Source organism: Kribbella sp. NPDC050124 (genome assembly GCF_044460355.1).
GTDB lineage: Bacteria > Actinomycetota > Actinomycetes > Propionibacteriales > Kribbellaceae > Kribbella.
The window spans coordinates 87238-103910 of the sequence record NZ_JBITJU010000013.1 but is presented as its reverse complement, the minus strand read 5'-3'; the positions used below and the strand labels follow the sequence as shown (position 1 = coordinate 103910).

Genomic DNA, 16673 nt, shown 5'->3' with positions numbered 1-16673 from the left:
GGTTAGTCACATCTTGCTCACGAAGTGTGCTTGTTACCACGTTGTTCTGACACATAAGGTCCACGTCAGGCTCTCGGTGTCACATGCCGCGACCTGGGGGGCACGCAGCGTTCGCGCCAGGACCAACCACCCGTGCGGACCGGCCTGCACCTCTGCACCAGATGACTCGGGGGAGTCAACTCGGGGTCGTTACCAGTGAGGGGCTGCAGAGATGTCACATCAACGAAGAAGGGGCCTTGCCAGATCCCTGGTAGGCGCCCTGGCGACGGTGGCCGTCGTCGCGACCGGGATGGCCGCCGCCGGCCAGGCCCAGGCCGCGCCCACCAAGCCCGAACAGGCGGCGAGCAAGATCAAGCCGGACCTGATGGCCAAGCTGGACGGCAAGGACGCGAAGTCCGCGACCGACTACTGGGTCCGGTTCGCCGCCAAGGCCGACCTGACCGCCGCCAGCCGGATCACCGACTGGAACGAGCGCGGCACCGCAGTCGCGGCGGCGCTGAAGAAGACCGCCGCCGACAGCCAGGTGAAGGTTCGCGCCGAGCTGGACGCGCAGAAGGTCAAGTACCAGTCGTTCTGGGGCACCAACGCGATCCGGATCAACAGCGGAACCCTCGAGCTGGCCCAGAAGCTGGCCGGCCACGCCGAGGTCGAGGGGCTGTACAACCCGGTCGCCATCGAGGTGCCGCCGGTCACGCCGGGCGAGCAGACCCACGAGATCAACGCGGTCGAGTGGGGTATCGCCAACATCAACGCCGACGACGTCTGGTCGCAGTACGGCGACAAGGGCGCGGGCATCGTGATCGCCAACATCGACACCGGGGTGCAGTACGACCACCCGGCGCTGGTGAACAGCTACCGCGGCAAGAACGCCGATGGAACGTTCAACCACGACTACAACTGGTTCGACGCGGCCGGCACCTCGCCGAACGCACCGTCCGACGGCAACGGCCACGGCACCCACACGATGGGCACCATGGTCGGCGACGACGGCGCGGCCAACCAGATCGGCGTCGCCCCGGCGGTCAAGTGGATCGCCGCGAACGGCTGCTGCCCGAGCGACGCGGCCCTGATCAACTCCGGTCAGTGGATGCTCGAGCCGACCGACCTCAACGGGCAGAACCCGGACGCGAGCAAGCGGCCCGACATCATCAACAACTCCTGGGGTTCGCAGCTGCCCTCCAACGACCCGTTCATGGAGGACATCACCAACGCCTGGAAGGCGTCCGGCATCTTCGGCGCGTGGGCGAACGGCAACAGCGGTTCGCTCGGCTGCCAGAGCAGCGGGTCGCCGGGCTCCCTGGCCAGCAACTACTCGGTCGGGGCCTACGACATCAACAACAACATCGCGTCGTTCTCCGGTCGTGGTGTCGGCCAGAACAACACGATCAAGCCGAACATCTCGGCCCCGGGGGTGAACGTCCGGTCCAGCCTGCCGGGCAGCACCTACGGCAACTTCAACGGCACGTCGATGGCCACCCCGCACCTCGCAGGCGCCGTTGCCCTACTGTGGTCGGCCGCGCCGGCGCTGAAGAGTGACGTCGACGCGACCCGCGCGCTGCTGAACAGCACCGCGATCGACAAGGCCGACGCCCAGTGCGGCGGCACGGCGGAGAACAACAACGTCTACGGCCAGGGCCGTCTGGACGCGCTGGCTCTGCTGAACGCCGCTCCGATCGGTGACACCGGCACCCTCGCCGGTACGGTGACCGCGGCGACCGGAGGTTCCCCGCTGGCCGGCGCGAGCGTGACGGTGAAGGCCGACGGCCAGCCCGACCGCGTCCTCACCACCAGCAGCACCGGTGCGTTCTCGTCGGTCCTTCCGGCCGGCAGCTACAACCTGACCGTGGCGTCGTTCGGGTACGTGACCCAGACCGACACCGCCACGATCACCACCGGCGCCACCACCACGAAGAACTACGCCCTGGCCAGCGCTCCGCAGGTCAACGTCGGCGGCACTATCTCGGACGGCTCCGGCCACGGCTGGCCGCTGTACGCGAAGGTGAGCGTCGTGGGTCCGGGCGGCGTGTTCGACTACACCACCCCGACCAACGGCCGCTTCAGCCTGCAGGTGCCGTCCAGCGCGGCGTACACCCTGAAGGTGGAGTCGCAGTACCCGGGGTACCAGACGGTCAGTGAGCCGATCACGGTCGGCACCGGCAACCTGACCAAGAACATCGCGGTCCCGGTCCGCACCGACGCCTGCAGCACGGCGCCCGGCTACAAGTACGGCTCCGACGGCGTCTACGAGACGTTCGAGTCCGGCGCCACGCCGAGTGGCTGGACCGTCGTCGACAACAAGGGCAACGGCCAGGTCTGGAAGTTCGACAACCCGGGCAACCGGGGCAACCTGTCCGGCGGTGGCGGCAAGTTCGCGATCATCGACAGCGACGAGTACGGCCCCGGTGGCCAGCAGGACACCTCGCTGGTCAGCCCGGTCGTGGACCTGACCTCGGTCACCGCTCCGGTGATCCGGTTCAACCAGGACCTGAACTACCTCAGCGGCGAGAAGGCCGACATCGACCTGTCGATCGACGGTGGCGCCACCTGGACCACGGTGCTCGCCCAGGCGGCGGACGTCCGCGGTGTCAAGGAGATCGCGATCCCGCAGGCGGCCGGCCAGTCCGCCGTCCAGGTCCGGTTCCACTACTACAACGCGCAGTACGAGTGGTGGTGGATCGTCGACAACGTCCTCATCGGCAGCCAGGTCACCTGTGAGCCGAACGGCGGCGGCATCGTCGTCGGCAACGTGAAGGACGCCAACACCAACGGCGCCGTGAACGGTGCGGTCGTCACCCGCGACGGCAACGCCGCCGAGACCGCCACCACCGTGGCGACGCCGGAGGACACCGGCCTGGCCGACGGCTTCTACTGGCTGTACTCCTCGGAGTCCGGCGCGCAGGGCTTCACCGCCAAGGCCGGCAACTACGTCAGCGCGCAGCAGAGCGTGAACGTGGAGGCCGACTGGACCACGGCAGCCGACTACACGCTGGCGGCGGGCAAGCTGGCCGTCACGCCGGGCAGCATCTCCGGAAACCTGAGGCTGCCCACCGGCAAGGTGACCAAGTCGTTCACCGTGACCAACACCGGCGGTGCGCCGGTCGAGGTGAAGTTCGGTGAGCGTGACGGCGGCTTCGTGCTGCAGAACGCGAACGGCACCACCACCAGCAAGACCCAGGTGCTGACCAGCACCGGTGCCCCGCTGCAGCGGCTCGAGGTCCCGACCTCGTTCGCCAGCGTGCTGTCGGGCAAGACGGCCGGTACTCCGGCTGTCGCGAAGCCGCTCGCGGCTCCGTGGATCGACATCGCCGACTACCCGTCGAACGTGATGGACAACCGGGTGGTCAACCTCGAGGGCAAGATCTACTCGATTGCCGGTGGCAACGGTAGTGCGTCGACCGGGAACAGCTACGTGTACGACCCGGCCACGCTCTCCTGGACCGCCATCGCCCCGCTGCCGGGTGCTCGCAACGCCATCACCGTCGGCGTCGTGGGCGGCAAGATCATCGCCAGCTCCGGCTGGGGCTCCTCCGGTCCGGCCGCGGACACCTGGTCGTACGACCCGGCCGCCAACGCCTGGACCGCAGTCGCTCCGAACCCGGCTCCGCGGGCTGCGGCCGGTCAGGCTGTCGTCGACGGCAAGCTGTACGCCGTCGGTGGCTGCACGACCTCCAGCTGCCTCCCGATGAGCAACAGCGTCGTCCGGTACGACGCGACGGCGAACAGCTGGGAGACGCTGCCGAACTACCCGAAGTCGGTCGCCTTCGCGTCCTGCGGCGCCATCGACGGCAAGCTGTACTGCGCCGGCGGTAACGACGGCAGCACTTCGGAAAAGTCGGCGTACGTCTTCGACCCGGGTGCCAACGCCTGGTCGCCGATCGCTCAGGCTCCGGCTGACCACTGGGCGGCGTCGTACGCCGTCGCCGGTGGCAAGCTGCTGGTCGTCGGCGGTGTCCAGGCCGGTGCGGTGACCAACGCCGGTATGGCGTACGACCCGGCGGCCGACGCCTGGTCGGCGCTGCCGAACGCCAACCTGCCGCGGTACCGCGGTGGCGCGGCCTGCGGCTTCTACAAGGTCGGCGGTTCCTCCGGTGGCTTCACCGCCACGGTGGACAGCGAGGCCCTGCCGGGTCTCGAGGACTGCGCCGAGTCGTCGGCGGACGTGAGCTGGCTGTCCATCGACAAGACCGAGGCCACGCTGGCCCCGGGCGCGTCGACGACGGTCAAGGTCACGCTCACCGCGAGTGTCGACCAGCCGGGTACCTACAGCGGGTCGGTCACGATCGGCGAGAACACGCCGTACCAGGTCGCTCCGGTGGCCGTGACGATGAACGTCACCCCGCCGACCTCCTGGAGCAAGCTGCAGGGCACCGTCACGGGCGTCAGCTCGACCGGTGTCACGGCTCCGCTCCCGGGGGCGATCGTGCAGGTCGACTCGTGGGCCCAGTCCTACACCTTCATCACCGATGACGACGGCAAGTACGCCTACTGGCTGGACCGTCGCAACAACCCGCTCACCCTGATCGCCGCCAAGGACGGCTACAAGCCCCAAACCCGCACCACCCGCCTGCTCGCAGGCGAGCCGGTCACCGAGGACTTCGCACTGAAGTCCATCAGGTAGCCGAGTAACGCAAGGACCGGCTCTACCCGGAAGTTCGGGTGGGGCCGGTTCTTTGTGCCTCAGGCGGTGGGGAGGAGGTGGAAGCCGACGCCGCGGACGGCGTGGATGGTGACGGTGGCGCCGAGGTTGGCGAGTTTCTGGCGGAGCCGCTTGACGACCGAGTGGATGTGGGAGCCGTGGCCGAGGTGCTCGTTGCCCCAGACGGCGTGGTGCAGGCGCTGGTAGGTCCAGACCCGGCCGGGCTCCTCGACCAGGCAGTGCAGGAAGTCGTGCTCCAGCCGGGTCAGCGGCACCTCGCGGTCCTTCCACCGCACGACCCGCCGGTCCACGTCCAGGTACAGCTCGCTCTCCCCCGCCGACGGGCGCACTGCCTCGATCTGGGCAACGGCAGCGGTCTGCCCGGATGCGGACCGCATCGAATCGGGCAGCACCGCCGGAGTCAGTACGACGGGACCCGCGGGCGACTCCAGCTCGGTGAGCTCGAGGAACGCCCGCGCCTGGTCCGCGCTGGACACCAGCAACAAGGCCTCCGCACCGCCGAGCAGCCGGACGAGTTGGACCCGCTCGGCCGTGGACGTGGCCACCCCGATGATCAACGACGAACCCGACGACCTCTCCATCAGAGTCCCCTCCTGGTCAAACGCCAGGCACAAGTACCTTTTACGACGCGAAGTAAGTCAAGGGATTCCCCCCGCAGTGGCATGGCACAAATGCGACCTGTCCGAGAAAGGACAGCCAAGAGTGCGTCCGGGGCCGCCGCGGGGAACGGCGCGGCGGACCCGGACGCAGTACCGGGAGGATCAGCCGACCGTCTTGACCGCCGTGATCAGGGTGCCGTTCGAGGTGTCACCGGACAGCTCCCAGAAGAAGGCGCCGCCCAGTCCCTGCTGGTTCGCGTACGTCATCTTGCTGCGGATCGTGGCGGGCGTGTCGTACCCCCACCACTGTCCGTCGCAGAACGCGTACGCCGTACCGCCGACGGTCCCGGTGGACGGGCAGCGGGTCGAGATCAGCTTGTAGTCCTCGATCCCGGCCTCGTACTTCCCCGGCGCCGCGCCGGCCGCCCGGCCGCCGGGCGCGGCCTGGGTGACCCCGGTCCAGCCGCGGCCGTAGAACCCGATCCCGAGCAGCAGCTTCGAGGCCGGGATGCCCTTCGACTTCAGCTTCCGGATCGCCGCGCGCTGTCGTGCGGTTCGGTAGACCGGGCGGCGGCAGGTACGGCGCCCGCGCCGAGCAGGGCCATCGCAGCAGCGACGGCCAGGATCCTGATTCTCATAGGTGTGCCTCCATGGGGGCGGAAGAGGACTGTCCGCACATTACCGAGCACATGGGGTTAAGAAAAGAAGAAACCTGAATAAAAATGATCCCGTGATCATCGCGACGCTCCCCGGACCGGCGTGCAGACCGCGCGCCGCGCGGAGTAATGTCCTCGCGCACGGTCACTTTTGACCGCATCCGACGGAGGAACTGTGCCCGGACTCGTTCGGCGGCCGATCGTCGTCTGGCTGCTCGCGGCCCTCGCCGTACCCGTGCTGCTCACGGCTGTGCTCATTCCGGCCAGAGCGGGCACCACCGAGGACGACCTCCGGGACCGGTCGATCGCCGCACTCCAGGCCCGCGGGATCACCGGCGCCGAGGTCGACGTGGACGGGCGGGACGCGACCGTCGCCGTACCGGCTGGGGTCGATCCGGGGCTGGTCAAGGAAGTGGTCGGCGGCGTCGAAGGCGTCCGCGCCGTCCGGGTCGAGGGCGGTACACCGTCCCCGACGGCCACCGAGGCGCCCGCCGCGGAACCCGCGATGACGCCGTTCGAAGTCGGCCGGACGAACAACGCGATCCGGGTCCGGGCCGTGGTCAAGGACCAGACCGTCAAGGACGCGATCGCCGCGCAGGTCGACAACGTGCTCGGCGAGGACCGCGAGTTCGACAACCGGATCACGATCGACCCGGCGACCGGCCTGGCCGACGCGACGACGCTGGCGGCGCTCATCCACGCGCTCGCGATCGGGACCGGCGACGCCTCGGTCCGGTACGACGGCACCACAATCACGCTGACCGGGAAGGTGCCGGACCAGGCCACCAAGGCCACCGTCGCGCGGGCGGCGGCGAAGGCGGTCCCGGGTGCGGTGATCGCGGACCAGCTGCAGACGCCGGCGCCGCCGAAGAGCGAGCAGAGCGAGGCATGCCGGACCTTCCAGAGCCGGCTCTCGGAGTTCGGCCGCCGGAACACGATCATCTTCCTGTCCGGCACGTCGATCGTGAACAACGCCTCCAAGCCCGCGGTCACCAAGGCCGCGGCGCTGCTGAAGTCGTGCCCGGGCATCCGGGTCGAGATCACGGGCCACACCGACAACCTCGGCTCCCCCGCCAGCAGCCTGCCGCTGTCCGAGCGGCGCGCGACCGCAGTCAAGGAGACGCTGGTGCGGCTCGGCGTCGCCCGCGGCCGGCTGATCGCCAACGGGTACGGCGAGGCCTTCCCGGTCGCCTCCAACAGCACCTCGGCCGGCCGGATCGCCAACCGCCGGGCCGAGCTACGAGTACTGCAAGGGAACCCATGAGTTGGCTGATCGCACAGACCTGGATCCTGTTGCTGGCCGCGTTCGTGCTCGGCAGCGCGAGCGCGTGGCTGCTGCACCGCCTGGTCTCGAGAGGGGCGCGCTGATGAGCTGGCTGCTGCGCCACAACTGGTTGTGGTCCCTGCTCGCGTTCCTGCTCGGCGCGGCGATCACCTGGTTGCTGCTGGCACGGCGTGAGCAGCTCGCGCCGGCCATGTCCGCAGCCGCGGAGCCGGTGGAGGAGAGGGAAGAGGTCCTGGTCGGGGCCACCGTCGGAGCAGCGGACACCGTGTCCGCTCCGGCTCCCGACGTACGGCGCGAACCGGAGCCCGCGTTCTCCCGGCGAATGGACGCCGAGCGGGTGGCCGAGCCGACCCTGTTCGACGACGAGCCCGAGGACGACACAAACGCGACCGAGCCGCAGGTGCCGGACGTAGTACCTCCCGGACGGTACGGTGAGGGCTCGGCCGATGCGGTGCCGCACCAGGGTCCGCCGGACGGGTTCACCATCAAGGGCAACGCCCAGTCGATGCTGTTCCACACCCCCGACTCGCCGTACTACGGCCGGACCAAACCCCAGGTCTGGTTCCGCACCGAGTCCGACGCCGAACGCGCCGGCTTCACCAAGTACACCCGCCGCCCCCGCAAGTCGGCCAATCCCCACGACTGATCGGCACCTGCCGACTGTCGTCGACACCACGTGATCGACGCCTGCGCGCTGACCCGTGGCCGACCTACGATCGCGGAAACCGACCGACTCAGGAGGCGCAAGTTGCAGCGCGACATCACGGTTCCCTACACCATCGAGCAGGACGAGAACGGCACCTGGTGCGCCGAAGCTGCCCTGACTCCGCAGTCGTTCGCGAACGGTGAGGGCGCGACCCGCGAGGCCGCGATCGAAGACCTCAAGGAAGCCATCGCCGCGCTCGCCGACGCGGTCGGCGTGCCGGAGCAGGTCACCGTCACGGTCGAGGTCGACGGCTGATGGCGGCGCCCAAGAAGCGCCGCGAGGCCGAACGGGAGCTCAAGAAGCAGGGCTTCGAGAAGCAGTCGGGCCGGGGCAAGGGCAGCCACGAGGTCTGGAAGAACGAGAGCGGCGTCTCGGTCACGGTCCCGAACCACGGCGACGAGATCGCGGCCGGAACCTGGCGGTCCATCAGCCGCCAAGTCGGCCAGGCCGCGGAGCAGGAGAAGGCCGCGAAGGAGGCCGAGCAGGCGCAGCGGCTGGCCAACGACGGCGTCGCCCGCCCCGGCGGCGGCCAGGGTCGCGGCGGCTCCGGCCAGCAGGACCGCCAGTCCGGCAAACAACAAACCCGAGGCAGACGCGGCGGCCGAGACGGCCGCAGCTGACCGCCAAACGGACAGGAGCACGACAGTGCAGCAGGACGTGACTGTCCCCTACACCCTCGAACAGGACGAGGACGGCGTCTGGTGCGCCCACGCGCTCCTCGCGAAGGGCGTCGGCGCCAACGGTGAGGGAGACACCCCGGAAGCCGCAATCGACGACCTCCGCGAAGCCCTCACCGGCCTGGTCGAGTCCTTCGGCGTCCCCAGGCTGATCACCGTGACCGTCGAGACACCCGATGCCTAGGGTCCCGTCGCTGAGCGGCGAGAAGGTCGTCGGCCAGCTGAAGAAGCACGGCTTCGAGGTCGACCGGGTCAGGGGCAGTCATCACATCATGAAGCACGCCGACGGGCGCGGGACGACGGTCCCGGTGCATGCCGGCCGGGATGTCGCGAAGGGCACTCTGCGGAGCATCCTCAGCGATGTCGATCTGACGCCGGAGGAGCTGCTGGACCCCAAGCTGGTCGCGTCGCGAGCGTCCGGGGTGGCGCAGGGCGCGGAGGAGATTGTGGATCCGCGGGAAGGGGTTGCGGACGCGCGGGGGGCGGTTGGCCGGGGGGCCGTCGGCGGGCGGCGGGGCGGGCGGCGGAAATCGCCGTCCGCGGCTCGTGAACGCGACGGGCGATCGCCGCGCTGACGCCGTCCGGCCACCCTTCCCCCGGGCGCCGAAGACTCGCCGGATAAGGGCATGAGGCCCCTATTTGCTTGTACTGGCAAACGACCGTCACACTGAGCGCAACGCCTGGCCGGAGCCGCCCACCCCATGGCGTCACCACATCACCGGACGACAGACCGGACATATCGTGCGGTCCCCCCAATTCCGAGTACGAACGCAGTTACGGGGTATGGGACACCAGTGCACGCCCGGGAAAGTCCACCCACACTGCCGCCACGGTCCGTGGCGGCAGGCCGCAGTACCGCTAGGTTTGGAGACACCCGATGGAGGTGAGCGTGACCGACATGCTGCCGGAGCAGCACCACGGACTGACGAAGAGTGACCCGCTGTGGTTCAAGCGGGCCGTCTTCTACGAGGTCCTCGTGCGGTCCTTCAAGGACTCGAACGCCGACGGCATCGGCGACCTGCAGGGCCTGACCGAGAAACTCGACTATCTCGAGTGGCTCGGCGTGGACTGTCTCTGGTTACCCCCGTTCTATCCGTCGCCGCTGCGCGACGGCGGCTACGACATCTCCGACTACACCGGGGTGATGCCCGAGGTCGGCACGATCGCCGACTTCGCCGCGTTCATGGAGGCAGCGCACGCGCGCGGGATCCGGATCATCGTCGACTTCGTGATGAACCACACCTCCGACCAGCACCCCTGGTTCCAGGCGTCCCGGGAGGACCCGGACGGCCCGTACGGCGACTTCTACGTATGGTCCGACACCGACGACAAGTACACCGACGCCCGGATCATCTTCGTCGACACCGAGTCGTCGAACTGGACCTGGGACCCGGTCCGCGGCCAGTACTTCTGGCACCGGTTCTACTCCAACCAGCCGGACCTGAACTTCGAGAACCCGGCCGTCGGCGACGCGATGATCGAGGCGCTGAAGTTCTGGCTCGACCTCGGCGTGGACGGTTTCCGGCTGGACGCGGTGCCGTACCTGTTCGAGACCGAGGGCACCAACTGCGAGAACCTGCCGCGCACCCACGAGTTCCTCAAGCGGGTCCGCAAGGAGGTGGACGCGAACTACACCGACCGCGTCCTGCTCTGCGAGGCGAACCAGTGGCCGGCCGACGTGGTGGAGTACTTCGGGGACCGGTCGTCGGGCGGTGACGAGTGCCAGATGGCGTTCCACTTCCCGGTGATGCCGCGCATCTTCATGGGGGTACGGCGCGAGTCACGGTTCCCGATCTCGGAGATCCTGGCCCAGACCCCGGAGATCCCGGACACCTGCCAGTGGGGCATCTTCTTGCGCAACCACGACGAGCTCACCCTCGAGATGGTCAGCGACGAGGACCGCGACTACATGTGGGGCGAGTACGCGCAGGACCCGCGGATGAAGGCCAACATCGGCATCCGCCGCCGGCTGGCCCCGCTGCTGGACAACGACGTGAACAAGATGGAGTTGTTCACCGCGCTGCTGCTCAGCCTGCCCGGCTCGCCGATCCTGTACTACGGCGACGAGATCGGGATGGGCGACAACATCTGGCTCGGCGACCGCGACGGCGTCCGGACCCCGATGCAGTGGTCGCCGGATCGCAACGCGTCGTTCTCGACCGCGACCCCGGGCAAGCTCAGCCTGCCGGTCATCATGGACCCGGTCTACGGCTACCAGGCGGTGAACGTCGAGGCCGAGATGGAGAACGCCTCGTCGCTGCTGCACTGGACCCGGCGGATGATCCAGACCCGCAAGCAGCACCCGTGTTTCGGCATGGGTACCTTCACAGACCTGGGGGGCTCCAACCCCAGCGTGCTGTCGTACGTCCGCGAGTTCGGTGACGACGTGGTGCTGTGCGTGAACAACCTGTCGAGGTTCCCGCAGCCGATCGAGCTGGACCTGCGCCAGTGGCAGGGCGTGGAGCCGGTCGAGCTGCTCGGCGGGGTGCACTTCCCGACGATCGGTGAGTTGCCCTACCTTTTGACGCTCGGAGCCCATGGTTTCTACTGGTTCCGGCTGCCGGTGCACAAGCCGGCTGACCACGAGGAGAGCATGTAGTGATTTCCCATCTGGACCAGGTCCAGTCCTTCTGCGCGAGCCAGCGGTGGTTCGGTGAGAAGGGACACGACGTCCATGTCGACGCGATGGCCGCCTCCGTGTGGCTGTCCGGCGCGGACGCCTGGCCCGCGGTCCGGATCGGATTCGTCTACTGTTCCGGTCCGCCCGGGTCGGACATCCCGATCCGGGTGTACCAGCTGCCGCTCAGCTACCACCGCGAACCGGTCGAGAACCTCGGCCACGCGCTGGTCGGCGAGTGGGTCGAGCAGGACCTCGGCGACATCGAGGTCTGGGTGTACGACGCCCTGCACGACAAGGAGGCCACGCCGTACTGGCTGGACGGCCTCACGCACGGACGGCAGCTGGACGGGCTGGAGTTCCATCCCGTCCACGCTCCGGAGCACGCGACCGTCGTACCGGAGGACTCGCAGTCGCTGGTGCTGACGGTCGAGCAGAGCAATACGTCGCTGGTGTTCGGCGACGTGGCGCTGCTGAAGGTGTTCCGCCGGCTCGAGCCCGGGAGCAACCCCGGGGTCGAGATCGAGTCGGCGCTCACCGAGGCGGGGTCGGAGCTCGTCCCCGAGGTGCTCGGGTCGGCGCGCGGCAGCTGGCCGCGCGCGGGCGGCGGGACCGACGCCGGCGAGCTGGCGATGATGACGGCGTTCCAGAAGAACGCGACCGACGGATGGTCGTTCGCGACCTCGTCGGTGCGGGACCTGTACGCCGAGGCGGACCTGCACGCCGAGGAGGTCGGCGGTGACTTCGCGGCCGAGTCGCACCGGCTCGGCGCGAGCACGGCACAGGTCCACTCGGAGCTGGCCAAGGCGCTCGGCACCGACATCTGGGAGCCCGCGAAGCTGGTCGAGCACGCCGCGGCCATGCGGCGCCGGCTCGATGCCGCGGCGGCGGCGATCCCCCAGCTGACGCCGTACGCTCCCGGTCTGGCCCGGGCGTTCGACGCGCTCGCGGCGTACGACCAGCCGGTCACGGTGCAGCGGATCCATGGTGACTTCCACCTCGGCCAGGTACTGCGCACGATCGACGGCTGGAAGCTGATCGACTTCGAGGGCGAGCCGGCCAAGTCGCTGGTCGAGCGGCGGGCCCTGGACACCCCGATCAAGGACATCTCCGGGATGCTGCGGTCGTTCGACTACGCGGCCCGGTCGCTGCTGGCCGACCACCTGGGCGACCAGCAGATCGCCTACCGGGCCGCCGAGTGGGCGAGCCGGAACCAGCAGGCGTTCTGCGACGGGTACGCCGAGGTCGCCGGCACGGATCCGCGGCACCAAGGGGTGCTGCTGAGCGCGTTCCTGGCCGACAAACTCGTCTACGAGACGCTGTACGAGGCCCGCAACCGGCCGTCCTGGCTGCCGATCCCCCTGGCCGCGGCCGCCCAGTTGGCCGAACACTGATACCCCCAAGAAGCCCTCGCCCCTGACTTTGTGTACGTCGGGCATCGACGGGTACGGGGGTTCGGTAGATGGCCGAGTGATCGGGCAGGATGGGGTTCATGGGATCGAGTGAGCGGGATGCCGGGCCGGCGGTGGAGGCTTTCGAGCAGCCGGTGGTCGCGGCGGACAAGCCTGTGGTGACAGCGGTTCCGGTCGATCGGGCCGTGCTCGAGCGACTGGTCGGCGGGACGTTCCACGATCCTCACCAGGTGCTCGGACCGCATCTCGGCGACAGCGGTGTGACTGTTCGCGTGCTGCGGCCGTTCGCGCAGTCCGTGACGGTGCTGTACGACGACCAGCGGCTGGAGCTCCGGCACGAGTTCGAAGGCGTCTGGGTCGGCGTGCTCGATCTCGAGAAGGTGCCTGACTACCGCCTCGAGGTGAGTTACACCGACGGTCCCGCGATCGAGCTCGACGACCCGTACCGCTACCTGCCTTCGCTCGGCGAGGTCGACCTGCACCTGATCGGCGAAGGCCGGCACGAGCAGCTGTGGACCGTGCTCGGTGCACACGTCCGCCGGTACGACGGCCCGTCCGGCACCATCACCGGGACGTCGTTCGCCGTCTGGGCGCCGAACGCGCAGGGCATCCGGCTCACCGCGGACTTCAACTTCTGGGACGGTCGCGCGCATCCGCTGCGGTCGCTGGGTTCCTCCGGTGTCTGGGAGCTGTTCGTACCGGGCGTCGGCCCGGGGACGCGATACAAGTTCGACATCTGCGGTCGCGACGGCGTGTGGCGCCAGAAGGCCGACCCGATGGCGAACTTGGCCGAGACTCCCCCGGCGAACGCGTCCGTCGTGCACGAATCGTCGTACGAGTGGGACGACGCCGCGTGGCTGGAGCGGCGGGCGGCCTCGCAGGCCTACGCCGAGCCGATGAGCGTCTACGAGGTGCACCTCGGCTCCTGGCGCAAGGGCAAGTCCTACCGTGAGCTGGCCGACGAGCTCGTTGCCTACGTCAACGACATGGGGTTCACCCACGTCGAGTTGATGCCGGTGATGGAGCACCCGTTCGGCGGCTCGTGGGGCTACCAGGTGACGTCGTACTTCGCCCCGACCTCGCGGTTCGGCGACCCGGACGAGTTCCGCTTCCTGGTCGACAAGCTGCACCAGGCCGGGATCGGCGTGATCGTCGACTGGGTCCCGGCGCACTTCCCGAAGGACGCGTGGGCGCTGGCCCGCTTCGACGGCACCCCGCTGTACGAGCACCCGGACCCGCGCCGCGGCGAGCAGCCGGACTGGGGCACGCTGGTGTTCGACTTCGGCCGGCCGCAGGTGCGCAACTTCCTGGTCGCGAACGCGATCTACTGGGCCGAGGAGTTCCACATCGACGGCCTCCGGGTGGACGCGGTCGCGTCGATGCTCTACCTCGACTACTCCCGCAACGAAGGCCAGTGGGTGCCGAACCAGTACGGCGGGCGCGAGAACCTGGAGGCAGTGTCGTTCCTCCAGGAGATGAACGCGACGCTGTACAAGCGGGTCCCCGGGGTGATCACCGTCGCGGAGGAGTCCACCTCATGGCCCGGCGTCACGCGGGCCACCCACCTTGGCGGGCTCGGCTTCGGGTTCAAGTGGAACATGGGCTGGATGAACGACTCGCTGCGCTACCTGGAGCACGAGCCGATCCACCGGCAGTACCACCACCACGAGCTGACGTTCTCGATGATGTACGCCTACTCGGAGAACTTCGTGCTCCCGCTGTCGCACGACGAAGTTGTGCACGGCAAGGGTTCGCTGCTGCGCAAGATGCCCGGCGACCGCTGGCAGCAGCTGGCGAACCTGCGCGCGTACCTGGCGATGATGTGGGCGCACCCGGGCAAGCAGCTGCTGTTCATGGGCTGCGAGTTCGGCCAGGAGTCGGAGTGGTCCGAGAAGGGCGAGCTCGACTGGTGGCTACTGGACCACGCCGACCACCGCGGTCTGCAGCAGCTGGTCCGCGACCTGAACGGCGTATACCGCGACACCGCGGCGCTGTGGCGGACCGACCACGCGCCGGAGAAGTTCAGCTGGATCGACGCCAACGACGCCGGCAACAACGTGTTCTCCTTCGTCCGGTACGGCGAGGACGGCGAGCCGACGATCGCGTGCGTCGCCAACTTCTCCGCGATCCCGCACCACGGCTACCGCTTGGGCCTCCCGTACGGCGGCGAGTGGCAGGAGGCCGTCAACACCGACGCCGGCGCGTACGGCGGTTCGGGGGTCGGCAACTTCGGCAGCGTCACCGCCGACGGACCCAGCTGGCACGGCATGGAGACCAGCACCGAGCTGATCGTGCCACCCCTGGCCACGGTGTACCTGCGCCACACCGGGTAGCGTTCACGGGGTGACCGCCGTTTCCCCGCTGACCGATGGTGAGTTGACGCTGCGTCTGTCGCAGCAGGATCAGCAGGTGGTGACCTTCGACGTCGAGCGCGGCGGACCGGTCGGAACCGTCGAGGTACGGCGGACTACGCTCGGTGTCGGCGTGGTCACCTGGGCGATGGACGGCGGTCCGGAGACTGCGCAGCGAGCGGTCCGGCTGGTGGCCGAGTACGCCTTCGACGAGCTCGGTCTGGAGCGGCTGCAGGTCGAGGTGGACCCGGAGATCCACGCGTCGGCGCGGGTCGCGATCCGGTCCGGCTTCCGGCGCGAGGGGATCCTGCGCGGCGCCGCCCTGGTCGAGGACGAGCGCCGGGACGTCGCGATCTACGGGATGCGCAAGGACGACCCGCGCCCGGACACGATCACGGGCTGGACGGCCCTGATGGACTCCGCGCTGCCCAAGAAGCGCGTCATCGCGCACGTGGTCGTGCGGGACACGTCCGGCCGGGTGCTGCTGTGCCAGGTCAGCTACAAAAAGGACCTCGAGTTGCCCGGTGGCGTGGTCGAGCCGGACGAGGATCCGGCGACCGGGGCGTCCCGCGAGATGGAAGAGGAGATCGGAGTCGCCTTGCCGCTGGTCGGCGTACTCGCGATCGACTGGCTGCCGCGGTGGGAGGGCTGGGGCGACGCCGTCGAGATCCTGTACGACGGTGGCGTCCACGACCCGTCGCTGATCGACACCCTGCAGCCGGACGGCTTCGAGATCCGCGGTGTCGCGTGGCATGAGCCGGACGCCCTGCAAGGGCTGGTGTCCCCGCTGAACGCGCGCCGGCTGCCGCAGCTCCTCGCCAAGCCGACGGTCCTACACAACCTCCGCGACGGGAAGCCGATCAGCCCGCCAGCCGGTTGAGGTTGGCGACGCACCAGGTGTAGTGGCCGTCGGCGGCGTCGGCGTCGTAGATGGTCGCGGTGGTGATCGCGTACGCCGACCGGTACAGGTACATCCGCTCCCGGTCGTGCCCGAGCGCCTCGAAGCGGTCGAGCAGCAGGTTGTCGAGCCGTTGCGCGTCCGGGCCGTACATGTCGAAGAACCCGGCGGCCAGCGCGGCGTCGAAGGTGTTGTCACCGGCCGTCGAGTAGAAGCCCCAGTCCAGTACGGCGGCGGTCCGCGGGCCGTCCATCAGCAGGTTGGGCGGGCAGATGTCTCCGTGGACGACACTCAGCCGGCTCGGCTCGATCGTCGCCAGCTTGGTAGTCAGGCGTTCTAGGCGCTCGTCGAAGTCGGGGACGTCGCGCTTCAGGTGGTGGTGGGACTCGGCGGCGCGACGCCGTACCAGAGCTGCCAGCGCCTCGCCCCAGGACAGGTCGTCGCTCCAGAACGGCTGGTTGAGCACAGGGAGCGCCTTGCTCGCCGGGCCGGCTGTGGTTGTGCCGAGCGCCTCGACCACGGCGACGAACGCGTCGAGAGCCTGCTGCTCGGCGAGTCCGGCGTCCTGGAGCGCCGTACCGGTCAGCTTGTCCTCGACGCTGACCGCAAGCCCTTCGGCGTCCGAGCTGACCTCGCGGATCCGCGGCGTACGGAACGGAAGTGGCGGCAGCTCGTCCAGGAACGCCTGCAGCGGGCGTACGTCGTCCGGCCGCCGGTCGAACCAGGTCTTGCGCACCCGGCCGTCACCGAGGTCGTAGACGGCGCCTTCCATCCCCTGGCCGATCAGCTCCACCCGGCGAACTCTGCCAAACCCG

General features: G+C 69.1%; 13 protein-coding genes and 1 pseudogene. 11 read left to right on the top strand and 3 right to left on the bottom strand.

Translation table 11 applies throughout. The features are described from left to right. Positions 1 to 268 precede the first annotated feature (268 nt). Complete coding sequence (locus ACIBL3_RS27455; RefSeq protein ID WP_396356471.1) at positions 269 to 4618, top strand: S8 family serine peptidase; 4350 nt, start codon at positions 269 to 271, stop codon at positions 4616 to 4618. Between the two features lie 59 nt (positions 4619 to 4677). On the opposite strand, the gene ACIBL3_RS27450 is transcribed toward ACIBL3_RS27455, so the two are convergent. Beyond that, a complete protein-coding gene (locus tag ACIBL3_RS27450; RefSeq protein ID WP_396356470.1) occupies positions 4678 to 5238 on the bottom strand; it encodes a winged helix-turn-helix domain-containing protein in 561 nt (186 codons plus the stop codon). Between the two features lie 285 nt (positions 5239 to 5523). After that, positions 5524 to 5739 (bottom strand): annotated as a pseudogene (locus ACIBL3_RS27445) (chitinase); the annotation flags it as partial. 348 nt (positions 5740 to 6087) lie between these two features. Here ACIBL3_RS27445 and ACIBL3_RS27440 point away from each other — a divergent pair. The 10 genes from ACIBL3_RS27440 to ACIBL3_RS27395 all read left to right on the top strand — a co-directional run bounded on the left by ACIBL3_RS27440 (position 6088) and on the right by ACIBL3_RS27395 (position 15840). Beyond that, positions 6088 to 7176, top strand: a complete 1089-nt coding sequence (locus ACIBL3_RS27440; RefSeq protein ID WP_396356469.1) for an OmpA family protein — start codon at positions 6088 to 6090, stop codon at positions 7174 to 7176. Positions 7177 to 7279: 103 nt separating this feature from the next. Continuing rightward, positions 7280 to 7843 carry a hypothetical protein gene (locus tag ACIBL3_RS27435; protein WP_396356468.1) on the top strand — a complete coding sequence of 188 codons (564 nt, stop codon included), beginning with the start codon at positions 7280 to 7282 and terminating at the stop codon, positions 7841 to 7843. Between the two features lie 102 nt (positions 7844 to 7945). Further along, positions 7946 to 8158: a hypothetical protein gene (locus ACIBL3_RS27430; RefSeq protein WP_396356466.1), complete on the top strand. Its 213-nt coding sequence runs from the start codon at positions 7946 to 7948 to the stop codon at positions 8156 to 8158. Next, positions 8158 to 8523: a type II toxin-antitoxin system HicA family toxin gene (locus tag ACIBL3_RS27425; protein WP_396356465.1), complete on the top strand. Its 366-nt coding sequence runs from the start codon at positions 8158 to 8160 to the stop codon at positions 8521 to 8523. The genes ACIBL3_RS27430 and ACIBL3_RS27425 overlap by 1 nt, the downstream gene beginning before the upstream one ends. A gap of 25 nt (positions 8524 to 8548) precedes the next feature. Then, on the top strand, positions 8549 to 8764 hold the full coding sequence (locus ACIBL3_RS27420; RefSeq protein ID WP_396356464.1) for a type II toxin-antitoxin system HicB family antitoxin: 216 nt from the start codon (positions 8549 to 8551) through the stop codon (positions 8762 to 8764). Continuing rightward, positions 8757 to 9155 carry a type II toxin-antitoxin system HicA family toxin gene (locus ACIBL3_RS27415; protein ID WP_396356463.1) on the top strand — a complete coding sequence of 133 codons (399 nt, stop codon included), beginning with the start codon at positions 8757 to 8759 and terminating at the stop codon, positions 9153 to 9155. Before ACIBL3_RS27420 ends, ACIBL3_RS27415 begins: the two co-directional genes overlap by 8 nt. A 302-nt stretch (positions 9156 to 9457) precedes the next feature. Further along, entirely contained in the window at positions 9458 to 11179 is a 1722-nt protein-coding gene (treS, locus tag ACIBL3_RS27410; protein ID WP_396356462.1) for a maltose alpha-D-glucosyltransferase, read from the top strand. Beyond that, positions 11179 to 12591, top strand: coding sequence for an aminoglycoside phosphotransferase (locus ACIBL3_RS27405; RefSeq protein WP_396356461.1), 1413 nt, complete (start codon positions 11179 to 11181; stop codon positions 12589 to 12591). The genes treS and ACIBL3_RS27405 overlap by 1 nt, the downstream gene beginning before the upstream one ends. Positions 12592 to 12689: 98 nt before the next feature. Further along, positions 12690 to 14942 (top strand): 1,4-alpha-glucan branching protein GlgB, encoded by a 2253-nt coding sequence (gene glgB, locus ACIBL3_RS27400; RefSeq protein WP_396356460.1) that lies wholly within the window; start codon positions 12690 to 12692, stop codon positions 14940 to 14942. 10 nt (positions 14943 to 14952) lie between these two features. Next, positions 14953 to 15840, top strand: coding sequence for an NUDIX hydrolase (locus tag ACIBL3_RS27395; protein WP_396356459.1), 888 nt, complete (start codon positions 14953 to 14955; stop codon positions 15838 to 15840). On the opposite strand, the gene ACIBL3_RS27390 is transcribed toward ACIBL3_RS27395, so the two are convergent. Further along, complete coding sequence (locus ACIBL3_RS27390) at positions 15821 to 16651, bottom strand: phosphotransferase family protein (RefSeq protein WP_396356458.1); 831 nt, start codon at positions 16649 to 16651, stop codon at positions 15821 to 15823. The genes ACIBL3_RS27395 and ACIBL3_RS27390 overlap by 20 nt on opposite strands. Positions 16652 to 16673 lie beyond the last annotated feature (22 nt).

What these genes read in the sequence shown, in the direction of transcription:
- ACIBL3_RS27450 (WP_396356470.1), bottom strand. Translation starts at nt 5,238, where the DNA reads ATGGAGAGGTCGTCGGGTTCGTCGTTGATCATCGGGGTGGCCACGTCC.
- ACIBL3_RS27435 (WP_396356468.1), top strand. Translation starts at nt 7,280, where the DNA reads ATGAGCTGGCTGCTGCGCCACAACTGGTTGTGGTCCCTGCTCGCGTTC.
- ACIBL3_RS27415 (WP_396356463.1), top strand. Translation starts at nt 8,757, where the DNA reads ATGCCTAGGGTCCCGTCGCTGAGCGGCGAGAAGGTCGTCGGCCAGCTG.
- ACIBL3_RS27425 (WP_396356465.1), top strand. Translation starts at nt 8,158, where the DNA reads ATGGCGGCGCCCAAGAAGCGCCGCGAGGCCGAACGGGAGCTCAAGAAG.
- treS (WP_396356462.1), top strand. Translation starts at nt 9,458, where the DNA reads ATGGAGGTGAGCGTGACCGACATGCTGCCGGAGCAGCACCACGGACTG.
- glgB (WP_396356460.1), top strand. Translation starts at nt 12,690, where the DNA reads ATGGGATCGAGTGAGCGGGATGCCGGGCCGGCGGTGGAGGCTTTCGAG.